This is a genomic window from Stenotrophomonas sp. 71799_Sma (assembly GCF_056482505.1).
The window spans coordinates 3,844,232-3,858,701 of sequence record NZ_CM151202.1 but is presented as its reverse complement, the minus strand read 5'-3'; the positions used below and the strand labels follow the sequence as shown (position 1 = coordinate 3,858,701).

Here is a 14,470-nt window from a genome sequence, read left to right as displayed (position 1 = left end):
CGGTCATCCGCGGGTTCCTATTGTTTGCGGCCTAAAGCAGCCCTGATCTCCACGATCGAGCCATTGCTGATCACACAGGAATGGCGCGATGGTGGCTTCAACCTGGCTGCGTGCCGCGCATCGCGGCGTGCCCACTTTTCTCGTGACGGCCCTCCTGCTGGGCCAGTCCCCGATGGCGTTGGCCGAGCCCCCCGCGCAGCGTCAGGAATTGGTCGCGGCGCTGCGCCAGCTCGACGCGCTGGAGCGCACCGTCGCCGACAGCGCCGCGCATGCTCCCGTCCAGCCGGGCGAGCGCTACCACTTCGATTACCCGCGGCTGCTGGCTGACCTAGCGCGCGTGCGCGCCGGCATCCAGGCGCACCTCTCTCCTTCGCGTGCTCAGCCGCGCGACCCCGCCGAGCTGGCCGGCGACTACCGCACCGAGCGGGCCGTCGAGCCATCGCCGACGACCGCGGAGGCCAAGCCATGAACGGCGCCCAAGTCTCGGCATTTCAAGCCAACAGCGGCATCGCGCCTTCCGCGATGGCGACCGTCCTGGTCGGCGTCGTGTTCGCGGTCCTGCTCGTCTGGGGCGTCTGGGCCATCCGAACGGCTTACGTAGGGTGGTCCGAGAGCCGCCTCAACCAGCGCCAGTTCCTCGGCGTCTGCATCCGCTTCGTCGCGATGTACCTCGTCCTGAGTTTCTTCCTCCTCTCCTGACCTGAAAGGCCTGACCATGCAAAACCGCATCCTCACTTCCCGTTTTGTCCAGCGCACCACCGTGGCTCTGGGCGCCGCCGCGCTGCCGGCGCTGTCGTTCGCGCAAGGCCTGCCGCAGTTGGAGAACCCGACCCGGGGCGCCGGCAGCGGCATCATGGAGACGATCAGGAACTACGGCTACGACATCATCATGCTCGTGGCCCTGCTGGTTGTGGCGTCGATGTTCATTGGCGTGTGCTACCACGCCTACGGCACCTACGCGGAAATCCACACTGGTCGCAAAACCTGGGGCCAATTCGGCCTCACGGTCGCCATCGGCGCGGTGCTGCTCGTGATCGGCATTTGGCTGCTCACCGAAGCCACCGGCATCCTGTAAGGCGAGGCCGGTATGTCCGAGCAGCAGCACGTCCGTGCTGACGGGACGGTCACGTTCCTTCCGCACCGGCTCAACCGCCATCCCGTTGTCGTGCGCGGCCTCACCGCCGACGAGCTGTGGATCTGCTGCGGCCTGTCCGGTGCCGCCGGCCTGCTGGTCGGTGCGCCGCTGTCCTGGGTGTTCCGCACGATCGCGCTCGCGCCCACGTTCGTCGTGCTGGGCGTGGCCTTCGGCGTGTTCATCGGGGGCGGCATCCTGCGTCGCCTCAAGCGTGGGCGTCCCGACACCTGGCTGTATCGGCAACTCCAGTGGCGCATCGCCACGCGCTATCCGCTGGTGGCGGGCTGGGTGGGCGGCCATGTGCTGATCTCACGCTCCGGCTTCTGGACCACCCGAAGGTCTGCTGCAAGGGGGGCACGATGAGCCGCTTCAAGAACGAGATCACCCATCTGCAGGCGCACATCAAGACGCTTCGCCTGGGTGCTGGCGCGCTGGTCATCGTCGCCCTGGTGATGGGCGGCGGCTGGTGGAGCGCTCCGCGCGACCTGACCATCCACGTCCCGCCTGATCTGCGCTCCGGCAGTACCCGCAAGTGGTGGGAAGTGCCGCCCGAATCGGTCTATGCGTTCACGTTCTACGTGTTTCAGACCCTCCACCGTTGGCCCACGAATGGCGAAGAGGACTACGCACGCAACCTTCACACACTCTCGCCGTATCTCACGCCGTCCTGCCAGGCTTTCCTGCGAGCCGACTACGACTACCGCCGCAGCACGGGTGAGTTGCGCCAGCGCGTGCGCGGCATCTACGAAATCCCGGGCCGTGGCTACGGCGACGACCCTACGACGCGCGTGCGCGTGGTCTCCGACCGCGACTGGGTGGTGACACTGGACATCAGCGCCGACGAGTACTACGGCGCGGAACAGGTCAAGCGCGCCCTGGTGCGCTACCCCATCAAGGTCACGCGCGTGGACATCGATCCCGCCCGCAACCCGTTCGGCCTGGTACTCGACTGCTACGAAGGGGCGCCGCAGCGCATCGGCGCCCCGGAGCCGACGCGCCCGGCGCCCGGTGGTTTGGCTCCGCAAGCGCCCCAAGGAGAAACCCCATGAAGCATCCTGTACTCGCACTGCTGGGGCTGCTGGTCGTAGTCGCAGCACCTGTCGCCCATGCGGTGGAGATCCTGCGCTGGGAACGTCTGCCGCTGGCCGTGCCGTTGCGTGTCGGCCAGGAGCGCATCGTGTTCATCGACAGGAACGTCCGCGTGGGCGTGCCTGCCGGCGTGGGCGAACGTCTGCGCGTGCAGAGCGCGGGCGGTGCGGTGTACCTGCGCGCCAGTGCGCCGATCGAACCAACACGGCTGCAACTGCAGGACGCCGACACGGGCGCATTGATCCTGCTGGACATCGCCGCCGAGCCGGCCAAGGACGGCGAAGCCGAGCTGGAGCCGGTGCGCATCGTCGAGGGCAACAGCACCCCGGCGCGCTATGGCGATCAGCCGGAGGGTGCCGACGCGCCCCCGGCGCACACCCAGAATCAGGCAGGCGCGCGGACGGCGCGGCGCGAAACCCCGGTCTCGGTCGCGCTGACGCGCTTCGCCGCGCAGAACCTCTATGCGCCGCTGCGTACGGTCGAGGCGCTGCCGGGTGTCATGCGGGTCAATCTGCGCCGCGACATGGACCTGACCACGCTGATGCCGACGCTGCCGGTGCGCGCGGTCGCGCTCGCGTCGTGGCGGCTGGAAGACCAGTGGGTCACCGCCGTGCGTCTCACCAACGGCAGCAGCGGCTGGATCACCCTCGACCCGCGTGTGCTGCAAGGCGATTTCCTCACGGCCAGCTTCCAGCACGAGGCGCTGGGTCCACGCGGAACGCCCGAGGACACCACCGTTCTGTACCTGGTGACGCGCGGGCGTGGCCTCGCGCAGTCGCTGCTGCCCGCTATCCACCGCTTCGACCCGGCTGCGCATCTGCCGCAGCCGCAAATCGAGACACGGGACAACGAGGCCGCGGATGGCAAGGAGACTCGCCATGCGCAGTAACGGACTCCTGAAGTGGCTGATGATCCCCGTGGCCCTGTTGGTGCTGTTCGTCGCCATCCGGCTGTTCTCCGGTGGGAGCACGTCGACACAGCCCGCAGCCGATGCCGGCGCCCAGCTCACGCCCGAGGAGATGAAGGCGCTGGGCATCGAGGGCGATACCCCCCGCGATACCGTGGCGACCCTGGTGGCGCAGGTGAAGCAATTGCGCACCGAGCTTCAGACCACGCTCTTGGACAACAAGTCTCAGCGCGAAGAGAACCAGCGCCTGCGCCAGCGCGAGAACGCCATCGACCAGCGCATCAATTCGGCGCTGGAGACCGAGCGCTCCAACCTGCGCCGCGACCAGCAGCAGGCAGCCAGCGAGCGCCAGCAGACCGAGGGACTGCTCGCCGACCTGCAGCGGCGCCTGGAAGGCATCGGCGGGCGCGGCGGCGGCCACGCCGATCTACCCGTGGGCCTGGGGCTGCGTAACGGCGACGAGGCAGGCATGGAAGGCGGCGTGCGCTGGGTCGAGCCGGACGACGCGAAGCCCACTGATGGGCGTAACGGCAGTCGTGGCACGGGTGGCGGCATGAGCTTTCCGACGAGCTTCGGCCCCGCGCAGAGCACGCTGGAAACCACGGCACAAACCGTGGCGAACGCGGGCGCCCGCGCCGCAGGCGTCAAGAGCGCCAAGCCGGTCTATACGGTGCCGACCAACTCGACGCTGATGGGATCGGTGGCAATGACGGCGCTGATCGGCCGCGTGCCGATCGACGGTACGGTCAACGATCCGTATCCGTTCAAAGTCCTGGTCGGTCCCGACAACCTCACGGCAAACGGAATTGACATTCCCGACGTGGCGGGCGCCGTGTTTTCCGGCACGGCCTCGGGTGACTGGACGCTCTCTTGCGTGCGCGGCCAGGTGCGCAGCATCACCTTTGTGTTCCATGACGGGACCATTCGGACGATTCCCGAAGACCGCGAGGGCAACCAGCAGAACAACCAGCAGCGCGACGGCCTGGGCTGGATCAGCGACCCCTATGGCATTCCCTGCGTCAGCGGAGAGCGGCGCAGCAACGCCCAGCAGTACCTCGGCTCACAGGCGCTGATCACCGCGGCGGGTGCCGGCGTCGCCTCGCTCATCGACAGCGACAGCGGTCAGATGTCCTACGTGGGCGCCGATGGCTCCATCGGAAGCGTCGGCATCTCGGGCAACGAAGCCGTGGGCCGCATCCTGGCCGGCGGCGTTCGGGACATGGCCGATTGGGTGAACAAGTTGTACGGCCAGGCCTTCGCCGCCGTCTATGTCCAACCCGGCGCAAAGGTCGCCGTCCACCTCGAAAAGCCGCTCGCCATCGATTTCGATCCCGAAGGTCGCAAGGTCGATCACCGTGCAGGAGAAAGCCATGCTCTCGAACTTGAATAAGGGCCTGGCGCTGGCCCTTGCCGTCGCGGTGCTCGGCGGCTGCGCCACCAGCAAGGAAAAGCTGCTGCCCCACGGCGACAGCACGATGATGGACATCTGGCAGCAGAACGCCGGTGACGGCGGCGGTGGCGCCGGCCAGGTGGCACGCAGGCAATTGCTCGACGCGCGCCAGAGCCTGCGCCGGCCGCTGACCGAGATGGATGTACAGGCCGCGCCCGCCGAGCAGATGCGCTACACGCGCACAGCGCGCAACGAGGTCTATCGCCAGTTCCAGCGCCTGCCGAATCCCGACCTGGTGATGTACGTGTACCCGCACCTGGCAGGCACGGACCCGGTGCCCGTGCCGGGCTATACGACGGTTTTTCCCTTGTACCAGCGCGTGCAGTACGCCATGCCCGGCGAGCGCGTGGAGGACTACTGATGCGCTGGAAACTCCCCTGGCCGAAGCTGACTGCATCCGACGCAGACGATGACGAGCAGCCGGACGGCTGGCAGCGCCACGTCGAGGCCCTGCGTCAGGCCGGCATCCCCGAACCCGGCACGGCGGTCCATGGCCACAGGCCGGCGACCGTGGCCGACGAGCAGGCGCTGTACGACGTTGCGCCGTCGTTCGCGGAATTCCTGCCCTGGGTGGAGTTCCTGCCCCAGTCGAAGTCGATGCTGCTGGAAGACGGGCAATCGGTCGCGGCGTTCTACGAGCTGGTGCCGCTGGGCACCGAGGGCCGGGAACCCGGCTGGCTCGCGCATGCCCGCGACGCCTTGGAGAACGCGCTCCAGGACTCGTTCGATGAACTGGACGAGAACCCCTGGGTACTCCAGCTCTACGCCCAGGACGAACCCAGCTTCGACCAGTACATGCAGACCCTGCGCGACTACGTGCAGCCGCGCGCCCGCAATACGGCTTTCACCGAGTTCTACCTTCGCTTCTTCGGACACCACCTGCGCGCGGTAGCGAAGCCCGGCGGGCTGTTCGAGGACACGGTGGTCACACGGCTGCGCTGGCGCGGCCAGACGCGGCGCGTGCGCATGGTCGTCTATCGCCGGGCCACCGGGCAGGCGAACCGCCGCGGCCAGACGCCCGAGCAGATGCTGAACATCGTCTGCGATCGCTTGTGTGGCGGGCTGGCGAACGCCGGCATCCAGGCCCGGCGCATGGCCGCGGCCGACGTCCATGACTGGCTGCTGCGGTGGTTCAACCCGCGTCCCACGCTGCTCGGCCCTGGGATCGAGGACCGCGAACGCTTCTATGCGCTGGCACGCTACCCCGACGAGACAGAAGACGGCGAGATCGAGCTGGCGAGCGGGCGGGATTTCAGCCAGCGGCTTTTCTTCAGCCAGCCACGCTCGGACGCGGATCACGGCACCTGGCACTTCGACGGCATGCCGCATCGTGTGCTGGTCACTGACCGGCTGCGCATGCCGCCCGGCACGGGGCATTTGACTGGCGAAACCCGCAAAGGCGATGCGATCAATACGCTGTTCGATCAGATGCCCGAGGACACGACGATGTGTCTGACCATGGTGGCGACACCCCAGGACATCCTCGAATCGCACCTGAACCACCTGGCGAAGAAGGCAGTCGGCGAAACACTGGCATCGGAGCAGACGCTCAAGGATGTGCAGGAGGCCCGCTCGCTGATCGGCAGCGCGCACAAGCTGTACCGGGGAACACTGGCGTTCTATTTGCGCGGCCGGGATGAAGCCGAACTGGACCGGCGCGGCCTTGATCTGGCGAACGTGATGCTTAACGCCGGTTTGCAGCCCGTGCGCGAGGACGATGAAGTCGCGCCTTTGAACAGTTATCTGCGCTGGCTGCCGTGCTGCTACAACCCGAGCCAGGATCGACGGAACTGGTTCACCCAACTGATGTTCGCCCAGCACGTGGCGAACCTCTCACCGGCCTGGGGCCGCAGCCAGGGCACGGGCCATCCGGGCAATACGTTCTTCAATCGAGGCGGCGGGCCGATCACCTTTGACCCGCTCAACCGCCTGGATCGGCAGATGAACGCGCACCTGTTCCTGTTCGGCCCCACCGGCTCCGGCAAAAGCGCAACGCTCAACAACCTCTTGAACCAGGTCACGGCCATCTACCGGCCGCGCCTCTTCATCGTGGAAGCCGGCAACAGCTTCGGCTTGTTCAGCGATTTCGCCAAGCGCCTGGGCCTGACTGTGAACCGGGTCAAGCTGGCCCCCGGCTCGGGCATCAGCCTGGCGCCGTTCGCCGACGCGCGTCGGCTGATCGAAACGCCGAGCGACGTGCAGACGCTGGATGCCGATGTGCTGGACGAGGACATGCCACCCGATGCATCGGCCATGGAAGCGGACGAGCAGCGCGACGTACTCGGCGAGTTGGAAATCACCGCACGGCTGATGATCACCGGCGGCGAGGATAAAGAAGAGGCCCGGATGACGCGGGCCGATCGCTCGCTCATCCGCCAGTGCATCCTCGACGCCGCCGAGCATTGCGTGGCCGAGAAGCGCACGGTGCTCACGCGCGACGTGCGCAACGCGCTGCGCGAGCGCGGCCAGGACCCAACGCTGCCAGAGATGCGGCGCGTGCGGCTGCTGGAGATGGCAGATGCCATGGACATGTTCTGTCAAGGCACGGACGGCGAAATGTTCGACCGCGACGGTTCGCCGTGGCCCGAAGCCGACATCACCCTGGTCGATCTGGCGACCTATGCCCGCGAGGGCTACAACGCGCAGCTCTCCATTGCCTACATCAGCCTGATCAGCACGGTGAACAACATTGCCGAGCGCGATCAGTACCTGGGCCGCCCGATCATCAACGTCACCGACGAAGGACACATCATCACCAAGAACCCGCTGCTCGCCCCCTACGTGGTGAAGATCACCAAGATGTGGCGCAAGCTGGGGGCCTGGTTCTGGCTCGCCACACAAAACATCGACGACTTGCCGCGCGCTGCAGAGCCCATGCTCAACATGATCGAGTGGTGGATCTGCCTGTCGATGCCGCCCGATGAGGTGGAGAAGATCGCGCGGTTCCGCGAACTCTCGCCTGCGCAGAAGGCGCTGATGCTTTCCGCGCGCAAGGAAGCAGGGAAGTTCACCGAGGGCGTCATCCTCTCCAAGAGCCTTGAAGTGCTGTTTCGGGCCGTGCCACCGAGCCTCTATCTCGCGCTCGCGCAGACCGAACCCGAGGAAAAAGCCGAGCGTTACCAGCTCATGCAGCAACACGGCATCAGTGAACTCGACGCGGCCTTCAAGGTGGCCGAGAAGATCGACCAGGCGCGTGGCATCGAGTCGCCAGCCTTGGGCCTGCCGCAATAGCAGCCGGAGAATGCCGTGAAACCGAAACGTCCTTCCATTCCTATGCCGGTACAGGCGCTCCGCCATCGGCGCTGGCCCTGGTTCGTGGCGATTGGACTGATCACACTGCTGTTGATCTGGCTCGTGTCCCGCGCACCCAGTGAACCCGCGTTGCAGGCTCCCGCGCAGGTCAGCACCGCGCAGGTGGCCGGGCCTCCCTGGCAGATGGGCAACGCGCAGGGCCGTTTCACGCTGACGCTCTATGCCGACCTCGAATGTCCGTTCTGCCGAGCGTACTTCCCGCAGCTCAAGCGCTGGGTGGGTGCCAACGCGGACGTAGCTCTGCAATGGCACCACCAGCCGCTGGCCGCGCACGAACCGGCCGCCTCCGCCGAGGCACGCCTGGCCGAGTGCGCCGCCGAAAGTGGCGGGCATGCTGCGTTCTGGCAGGCCATTGAATGGATCTATGCGCACACACGTAGCGACGGCTTGGGCTTGCCCGAGGGTCTGCGCTATCCCGGCCTCAACCCAGCCGTCGAGCAGTGTTTGGCCAGCGAGCGACCGGATAGGGTGATTCGCGCTCAGGCCGAGGAAGCCACCAAGGGCGGCGTGACCGCGACGCCTTCGATTCGTCTGCAGGATCGCCAAACCGATCAGGCAGTCGTGTTGCAGGGGCCGATCGAAGGCGATGCACTGCTGTCGGCCATGGACATGCTGGTGGCTGAGGATGCCGCCGCTCCACCGACCACCGAAATGCCTGCCGACGTTGTCGGCGACATGCCCAGGTAGCCTGCGGTCTTTGAGGCTACGGCGCAGCACGCTGCGCTGACCGTCACCCGTTCGCCTCGCATCCTGGGCGCGAACGATCACCGCAGCAGCGGTGATGGATGCACCTTGTTCCGTTGTTCCATTCCCTGGAGGGCCTGCCCTCCAGGGGCATGTGCGCTCTCCGATTTCCCTGCCTGGAGGTTCGCCATGTCTGTCGTCATCAATGACTCCTGCCTGGAGTCGCTTTCCGATATTTCTATTCAGAACGAGGACTGGATCGTTCAGCAAGCCATCGTGTTGCTGGAGCGGCGGGTTTTCAAAGCAGGGCCACGTCTTGAGCGGCCCGCAGCGGTCAGGGACTACCTTCGTTTGAAGCTGGTCGCCGAGCCCAACGAAATATTCGTCGTCGTGTTCATGAACAGCATGCACGCCGTGCTGGCCGTGGAGCCGATGTTCCATGGAACGATCAATGCGACCTCGGTTTATCCACGTGTCGTGCTGCAGCGAGCGTTGCAACTGAACGCCGCTGCGGTCATCTTCGCGCATCAGCACCCCTCGGGCACCACCGAGCCATCCAATGCGGATCGGTTGCTGACCGAGCAGTTGAAGACGGCCTTGGCGCTTATCGACGTGCGGGTACTCGACCATTTCGTGATTGGTCAAGGCGCACCGTACTCGTTCGCCGAGTCTGGTCTTTTGTAATCACAGCGGAGGCTTCGGCCTCCGCTTTTTCCATGCGACAGCACCGAAAAGGTATGCGGGGTGCCCGCGATGCGCATTGTTTGTTGGGGCGGCAGCGGGTTCGCGTTCGACTATGGCTCTGATCAACTTCCAGGGCACGCGACATGCCAGCATCTTTATTCCGCTTCGCATCCGGCTGGCGAACCCTTGGCCTGGCCGTTGCACTGCCGGCATCCTTGGCCGTTTTCAGCCCAGCCACCTTCGCCGCCGATGTGGTGGTCGTCACCGACAGCCGCCACCCGGTCAAGACTATGGGTGGAGAGCGGCTGATCGAGCTGGATGAAGGCCAGCGCATCGAAGCCGAGCTTTCCGCACAGCTGCCCGCCGATCCCGAGCAGGCCACGGCCATCGTCAAGCGCCGCCTGAACAACGGCGGTGCCGGCCTCCAGCGCCGCATCGCTTCCGCATACCAGGGCGTCGCCGACGCCTGGAGCCTGGGCGTCACCAGCATTCCGGCAGTCGTGGTGGATCAGCGTTACGTGGTCTATGGCGAGCCGGACGTGGCCCGTGCCGTCGCGCGCGTTGCGCAACACCGGAGGCCGCAGCCATGACCCGCCCCTTCGAGCGGATGCGCCTCCTGCGTGCTGGCGTGGCCTCAGTGCTGCTGCTCAGCGCCACGGGCAGCTACGCCCTCAACACCGCAACCATCGTTGGCTCAGTGGCATCGCCAGACTGCCTCGAATACCGCGTCGTCGGCATCTGCTACTGGCTCTACTGCACCTGGACGGGCTGCACGGTGCGCACGTCCATCAAAGTTCGCCACTACATCCCGGATGCGGTCGTCTCCAGCTACAGCAACACCGGCGAGAACCCCTGGGTCGAAGTTCGTCCGATGAGCACGCCCAACCCTTCGGCCCAGGCCGGCGGAGACGGCACCACCAACGAAGACCACGAGAACAATCTCGCCAAGTTCAAGAACGCGGACGTCATCGGCCACCCCGGCGTCGAGGTGTTCAACCAGTTCGTCTCATCGTCGGGCTACTTCTGCGAGGGTGCGGGTACGGCGTTCATGCCATACCTGCTCAGCACCCTGGACACGCTGGCCTGGCGCTACAACGTGCCCGAGATGGCCTACCCGGAGGCGCTGATTCCGGGCAGGCGCGAGGTCGGCGCGCGCACCACGCTGAACCTGTGGGGCAACGTGTATCCGCGCGGCGGCTTCCTGCACCAGGCCGACGACCACAAGGCTGGCGCCGTGGTGGCCCAGCGCGCCGGCGATGTCGTCACGCGCCGCGGGCAGATCCACGTCTACCAGCCGCTGCTCGCGAACTCGCGGCCCGGCTACTGGCCTGCCGGCGCGCTGATGGAAGGCGATGCCTCGACCGGCAAGTGGCAGGAACTCACGCCCGTCCTGTCCTCGTCCTGCACGGTCTTCCCGCGCAGCGGCTTCCTGACCCAGGCCCAGCAAGGCGACTACGCCTGGGCGCTGTGGCGGCCTTATTCGTGCTGCGAACGCCGGGGCCAGGTGTTCCTCGGCAGCGTCGATTTCCAATGAGGGTACGGCGATGAAGCGTCCTGAACTGATGAACCTCTCCACCAAGGCATGCCGCCTGCTGCGCCCCACAGTGCTGGCCGGCGCGCTCGCCCTGGGCTGCGGCCTCGCGTGGGCGCAGGCTGGCTTCCAGACCAGCGGCCCCGTCATCGGCGATGAAGTCATGTACTCGATCGGCGGCGGCAGCGCGGTATCCATGGGCCGCGCCGCCGGCATGCGCTCGATCGGGGTCGGCGTGGGCTGGAACAGCAATCTCATCTGCGGCGACATGAGCATCCAGACCACGCTGCGCAACCAGCTCAACGGCATCACGAACGGCTTCCAGCAGATCATGAGCAACGTGATCCAGAGCGCCACGAGCGCCGTGGCATCCCTGCCTGCGCTGATCATCCAGCGCGCCGATCCCGGTCTGTACAACCTGCTGACCAACGGCGTGCTGCAGGCGCGGCTGGATTTCGACCGCTCGAAGCTGACGTGCCGCGCCATGGCCGAGAGGATGGCCGACACGGCGGGCGGCCAGTTGGGCTGGAGTCAGATGGCCGAAGGCATGGCGTTGCGCGATGCGGTGTCGAGCACGGATGCCGTGTCGGCGATCGAGCAGGCCGAAACGCGCCGTGGCAACGATGGCGTGCCCTGGGTCGGCGGCAGCAATGCCGGTGGCGCGGGCCAGCCCGCCGTCCGGGTGGTCGGCGACGTGACCCGCGCGGGTTACAACCTCGTCAACGGCCGCGGCGTGACTGACACGTCCTCCATCGCGCCCACCAGTTGCGCAAGCCTGTCCTGCCAGACCTGGACGTCGCCGCAGCAGGCCACCGAATGGGCGACACGGGTGCTTGGGGAACAGGTGCAGCGCACCTGCGATGCCTGCACCAAGACCGAGACGGTGCCCGGCGTCGGACTGACGCCGCTGATCCAGGAGGAGTACGAGGAGAAACTGGAAGCCCTGCAGGAACTGGTCTCGGGGACGCGCAACACGACGTTCGAGCACTTGCGTGCGGCCGGCAGCACCTCGCTGCCCATTACGCGGGGCGTGATCGAGGCGCTGCGTGACGAGCCGGACAAGGAGCTGCTGGCGCGGCGCCTGGCATCGGAGGTCGCGCTGTCGTCGGTGTTGGAGAAAGCGTTGCTGCTCCAGCGCACGCTGCTGACCGGCAAGAAGGAACCCAACGTGGCGGCGAACCAGCTGGCGGTCGCGGCGGTGAACCACGAAAGCGACACGCTCGACCAGGAGATCCGCAACCTTAAGACCGAACTGGAACTGCGCCGCGAGCTGGCCAACAACTCGCCGATGGCCATCATCCAGCGCCACGGCACGCGCGCGGCCGGCTCGCGCGGCATCTACGAAGGCGACCCGGTGCCCGACCGCCTCGACCAGTTGCAGAAGGGCAACCCAGGGAGCCGGCCATGAGCACGACCTCGTGGCGCCCGCGCTGGCTGTTCAGCCGGCGCGTGGGGCAGGCACTGCTGTGGGCGGTGATGCTCGTCGCCGCGGCCGTGGGCGCCAACATCGTCGGTATCTACCTCGTCGGCAGCGTTGCTGGATGGGAGCAGTGGCTGGTGGCTGCCGCGGGCTACTTCCTGGTGTGGCGGTTGTGCCTGTATGGGGCGACGGCCTATGGCTGGGTCTGGATGCGCCGCCGGCTGCTGGCACGCGAGGAACAAAACGGGACAGATGGGCAGGCACGGCGCCGCCTGGTGCGCAGCGAGATCGCCGGCGTCTTCGCCATCGTGGTGCTGGAAGCCAGCCTGCTGATGCAGGGCTGAAGGGAGATTCGGGCCATGACGCTTTTCACGACCGACTACCTGGAGTACTACCTGACCCTCGTGTCCTGGATCGTCCATAACGGCATCTGGGCGGTGCTGGTCTCCAGCGGTGTCTTCGCGCTGCCGTTCGTTGCGATCATCGTGCAGGAATGGTTGAAGGCCCGCTCGGAGGGAGCCGACGAAGGCAACAAGGGTGTGCTCTCGGCTGCGCGCATCGAGAACCGGGTGTTCGTCGCCATCGTGGTGGTGATGTTTGCGGGCATCCCGTTCATCGACGTGGATCTCAACACCATCCAGTACGACAGCTCGCGCTCGGCCCAGTGCCAGGTCAGCGTGCCGCAGCCCACGGATACCGGCTGGTCGCAGTCCTTCAGCACCATCAACAACCAGAGTGCCAAGGTGCCGGTCTGGTGGGGTTTCATGCACGCGCTCTCGCGCGCCGTCACGGGGGCCTCGGTGGCCGCAATCCCGTGCGGCACCGATCTGCGGCAGATGCGCATGGAGATCGACGCCACGCGCATCGACGATCCGGTGCTGGCTCAGGAGGTGGCGGATTTCTCGCGCGACTGCTACGGGCCGGCGCGCGCCAAGCTGTTCATGCAGCGCCCGAACCTCGATGAGACGCAGATGCACGACGTGACCTGGATCGGTTCGCACTTCTTCACGGACACGAGCGGCTACTACGACACCTACCGCTCCAGCACGCCGCGCGACGACTGGCCCTACGACAGCACCCGCGATGCGGGGCTTGCGCAAGTGGCCAGCGGTGGCGGCTACCCGAACTGCAGGCAGTGGTGGGCCGACGGCAGCAACGGCCTGCGTGCGCGGCTGCTGGGGCAGGTGGACCCGAGCCTGTTGAATCGCCTGGCGGGCTGGGCCGGATTCCTGAGCCGTGCCGAGGTGGACGATTCCGTGATCCGCGCGATTGCCTCGCCACGGCAGCAGAAGCTCAACCAGGGTTCGGTCTATACCGACTACGGCGGCCAGATCGACAAGACCTTGCCGAACATCGTGACGCGCGCGGCTGGCGACGTCGGGATGGCCGTGGGGGCGGTCGCCGCGTTCCCGGCGATGGACGTGGTGCGCCAGGCGCTGCCCATGGTGCTCGCGCTGCTCAAGATGGCGCTCGTGATCTGCATCCCGCTGGTGCTGGTCGTGGGCACCTATGACCTGAAGACGGTCGTCACCGTGAGCGTCGTGCAGTTCGCGCTGTTCTTCGTGGATTTCTGGTTCCAGCTCGCACGCTGGGTCGATTCAACGATCTTGGATGCGCTCTATGGCTGGGGGTTCGGCTGGAACCGGCCGCACACCAACTTCGACCCGTTGGTGGGGCTGAACAATGCCTTCGGCGACATGCTTCTGATGTTCGTCATGGGCACGATGTTCATCGTGCTGCCCACGTTCTGGATCATGGCCTTGGCTTGGGCGGGTGTTCGCGCCGGGAATGTCCTGCAAGGCCTCGCCGGGGCAACGGGGGACGCCAAGGCTGCCGGAGGCAAGGGCGGAGGCATTGCGATCAATGCCATCTCAAAAAAGTGAGCAGCGCTACTCGTCGTCCTCGATGTGCGGATCGATTCGGAAACCATCGTAGGTGTACAGACCGAATCCAGCAGGCCCGTTGCGCCATTCCGGCTCGGTCGGGTCGTCGTCCAGGCCCGCATTGCGCGCCACCCATGCAGCCACCACCGCGGCCACCAGCAGCAGCGCCAGCCAAGACGCGGTGTACAGCAGCACACCAAGTGCGACCAGCTTGACCACCCACAATCCCATAGCGGCACCAACGACCGGCACCCCCTTGGAGGCGAGCCAGTTCGACAACCGTCGCTCGCCACGCACATAAGTGCGCCATCCACGACCGACGGTGCGGCCGAGGCGCTCCGAGGTGCTGATTCGGGTCGTCGTGTTCATGGTCGT

At 66.5% G+C, this 14,470-nt stretch carries 17 protein-coding genes; 16 read left to right on the top strand and 1 reads right to left on the bottom strand.

Annotated elements, in window-relative coordinates:
- Window positions 1-88 precede the first annotated feature (88 nt).
- The 16 genes from ACZK4Z_RS17900 (at window position 89) to ACZK4Z_RS17825 (ending at window position 14,095) form a co-directional block, all read left to right on the top strand.
- Entirely contained in the window at window positions 89-469 is a 381-nt protein-coding gene (locus tag ACZK4Z_RS17900) for an integrative conjugative element protein, RAQPRD family (protein WP_003158637.1), read from the top strand.
- Window positions 466-699 (top strand): TIGR03758 family integrating conjugative element protein, encoded by a 234-nt coding sequence (locus tag ACZK4Z_RS17895; RefSeq protein ID WP_003050225.1) that lies wholly within the window; start codon window positions 466-468, stop codon window positions 697-699. Before ACZK4Z_RS17900 ends, ACZK4Z_RS17895 begins: the two co-directional genes overlap by 4 nt.
- A 16-nt stretch (window positions 700-715) precedes the next feature.
- Window positions 716-1,075 (top strand): TIGR03745 family integrating conjugative element membrane protein, encoded by a 360-nt coding sequence (locus ACZK4Z_RS17890; protein ID WP_003158638.1) that lies wholly within the window; start codon window positions 716-718, stop codon window positions 1,073-1,075.
- Window positions 1,076-1,087: 12 nt separating this feature from the next.
- A complete protein-coding gene (locus ACZK4Z_RS17885) occupies window positions 1,088-1,498 on the top strand; it encodes a TIGR03750 family conjugal transfer protein (protein ID WP_003158639.1) in 411 nt (136 codons plus the stop codon).
- Window positions 1,495-2,184, top strand: a complete 690-nt coding sequence (locus ACZK4Z_RS17880; protein ID WP_003158640.1) for a PFL_4703 family integrating conjugative element protein — start codon at window positions 1,495-1,497, stop codon at window positions 2,182-2,184. The genes ACZK4Z_RS17885 and ACZK4Z_RS17880 overlap by 4 nt, the downstream gene beginning before the upstream one ends.
- A complete protein-coding gene (locus tag ACZK4Z_RS17875; RefSeq protein ID WP_003158641.1) occupies window positions 2,181-3,113 on the top strand; it encodes a TIGR03749 family integrating conjugative element protein in 933 nt (310 codons plus the stop codon). The genes ACZK4Z_RS17880 and ACZK4Z_RS17875 overlap by 4 nt, the downstream gene beginning before the upstream one ends.
- A complete protein-coding gene (locus ACZK4Z_RS17870; protein WP_003158643.1) occupies window positions 3,103-4,521 on the top strand; it encodes a TIGR03752 family integrating conjugative element protein in 1,419 nt (472 codons plus the stop codon). The genes ACZK4Z_RS17875 and ACZK4Z_RS17870 overlap by 11 nt, the downstream gene beginning before the upstream one ends.
- Window positions 4,502-4,942 carry a TIGR03751 family conjugal transfer lipoprotein gene (locus ACZK4Z_RS17865; RefSeq protein WP_003158644.1) on the top strand — a complete coding sequence of 147 codons (441 nt, stop codon included), beginning with the start codon at window positions 4,502-4,504 and terminating at the stop codon, window positions 4,940-4,942. The genes ACZK4Z_RS17870 and ACZK4Z_RS17865 overlap by 20 nt, the downstream gene beginning before the upstream one ends.
- A complete protein-coding gene (locus tag ACZK4Z_RS17860) occupies window positions 4,942-7,812 on the top strand; it encodes a conjugative transfer ATPase (RefSeq protein WP_003158645.1) in 2,871 nt (956 codons plus the stop codon). The genes ACZK4Z_RS17865 and ACZK4Z_RS17860 overlap by 1 nt, the downstream gene beginning before the upstream one ends.
- A 15-nt stretch (window positions 7,813-7,827) precedes the next feature.
- Complete coding sequence (locus ACZK4Z_RS17855; protein WP_031299380.1) at window positions 7,828-8,580, top strand: DsbA family protein; 753 nt, start codon at window positions 7,828-7,830, stop codon at window positions 8,578-8,580.
- 186 nt (window positions 8,581-8,766) lie between these two features.
- Entirely contained in the window at window positions 8,767-9,261 is a 495-nt protein-coding gene (gene radC / locus ACZK4Z_RS17850; protein WP_003158647.1) for a RadC family protein, read from the top strand.
- Window positions 9,262-9,404: 143 nt separating this feature from the next.
- Window positions 9,405-9,851, top strand: a complete 447-nt coding sequence (locus tag ACZK4Z_RS17845) for a TIGR03757 family integrating conjugative element protein (protein ID WP_003158648.1) — start codon at window positions 9,405-9,407, stop codon at window positions 9,849-9,851.
- On the top strand, window positions 9,848-10,795 hold the full coding sequence (locus ACZK4Z_RS17840; RefSeq protein ID WP_003158649.1) for a TIGR03756 family integrating conjugative element protein: 948 nt from the start codon (window positions 9,848-9,850) through the stop codon (window positions 10,793-10,795). The genes ACZK4Z_RS17845 and ACZK4Z_RS17840 overlap by 4 nt, the downstream gene beginning before the upstream one ends.
- A gap of 10 nt (window positions 10,796-10,805) precedes the next feature.
- Window positions 10,806-12,200, top strand: a complete 1,395-nt coding sequence (locus ACZK4Z_RS17835; RefSeq protein ID WP_003158650.1) for an integrating conjugative element protein — start codon at window positions 10,806-10,808, stop codon at window positions 12,198-12,200.
- Window positions 12,197-12,556, top strand: a complete 360-nt coding sequence (locus ACZK4Z_RS17830; protein ID WP_003158651.1) for a hypothetical protein — start codon at window positions 12,197-12,199, stop codon at window positions 12,554-12,556. The genes ACZK4Z_RS17835 and ACZK4Z_RS17830 overlap by 4 nt, the downstream gene beginning before the upstream one ends.
- Window positions 12,557-12,571: 15 nt before the next feature.
- Complete coding sequence (locus ACZK4Z_RS17825; RefSeq protein ID WP_003158652.1) at window positions 12,572-14,095, top strand: conjugal transfer protein TraG N-terminal domain-containing protein; 1,524 nt, start codon at window positions 12,572-12,574, stop codon at window positions 14,093-14,095.
- A 6-nt stretch (window positions 14,096-14,101) separates the two neighbouring features.
- On the opposite strand, the gene ACZK4Z_RS17820 is transcribed toward ACZK4Z_RS17825, so the two are convergent.
- Window positions 14,102-14,464, bottom strand: coding sequence for a DUF3742 family protein (locus tag ACZK4Z_RS17820; protein ID WP_003158653.1), 363 nt, complete (start codon window positions 14,462-14,464; stop codon window positions 14,102-14,104).
- Window positions 14,465-14,470: the final 6 nt, after the last annotated feature.

Coding starts and splice junctions, on each gene's coding strand:
- ACZK4Z_RS17900 (WP_003158637.1), top strand. CDS start 89: ATGGTGGCTTCAACCTGGCTGCGTGCCGCGCATCGCGGCGTGCCCACT.
- ACZK4Z_RS17895 (WP_003050225.1), top strand. CDS start 466: ATGAACGGCGCCCAAGTCTCGGCATTTCAAGCCAACAGCGGCATCGCG.
- ACZK4Z_RS17890 (WP_003158638.1), top strand. CDS start 716: ATGCAAAACCGCATCCTCACTTCCCGTTTTGTCCAGCGCACCACCGTG.
- ACZK4Z_RS17885 (WP_003158639.1), top strand. CDS start 1,088: ATGTCCGAGCAGCAGCACGTCCGTGCTGACGGGACGGTCACGTTCCTT.
- ACZK4Z_RS17880 (WP_003158640.1), top strand. CDS start 1,495: ATGAGCCGCTTCAAGAACGAGATCACCCATCTGCAGGCGCACATCAAG.
- ACZK4Z_RS17875 (WP_003158641.1), top strand. CDS start 2,181: ATGAAGCATCCTGTACTCGCACTGCTGGGGCTGCTGGTCGTAGTCGCA.
- ACZK4Z_RS17870 (WP_003158643.1), top strand. CDS start 3,103: ATGCGCAGTAACGGACTCCTGAAGTGGCTGATGATCCCCGTGGCCCTG.
- ACZK4Z_RS17865 (WP_003158644.1), top strand. CDS start 4,502: ATGCTCTCGAACTTGAATAAGGGCCTGGCGCTGGCCCTTGCCGTCGCG.
- ACZK4Z_RS17860 (WP_003158645.1), top strand. CDS start 4,942: ATGCGCTGGAAACTCCCCTGGCCGAAGCTGACTGCATCCGACGCAGAC.
- radC (WP_003158647.1), top strand. CDS start 8,767: ATGTCTGTCGTCATCAATGACTCCTGCCTGGAGTCGCTTTCCGATATT.
- ACZK4Z_RS17845 (WP_003158648.1), top strand. CDS start 9,405: ATGCCAGCATCTTTATTCCGCTTCGCATCCGGCTGGCGAACCCTTGGC.
- ACZK4Z_RS17840 (WP_003158649.1), top strand. CDS start 9,848: ATGACCCGCCCCTTCGAGCGGATGCGCCTCCTGCGTGCTGGCGTGGCC.
- ACZK4Z_RS17835 (WP_003158650.1), top strand. CDS start 10,806: ATGAAGCGTCCTGAACTGATGAACCTCTCCACCAAGGCATGCCGCCTG.
- ACZK4Z_RS17830 (WP_003158651.1), top strand. CDS start 12,197: ATGAGCACGACCTCGTGGCGCCCGCGCTGGCTGTTCAGCCGGCGCGTG.
- ACZK4Z_RS17825 (WP_003158652.1), top strand. CDS start 12,572: ATGACGCTTTTCACGACCGACTACCTGGAGTACTACCTGACCCTCGTG.
- ACZK4Z_RS17820 (WP_003158653.1), bottom strand. CDS start 14,464: ATGAACACGACGACCCGAATCAGCACCTCGGAGCGCCTCGGCCGCACC.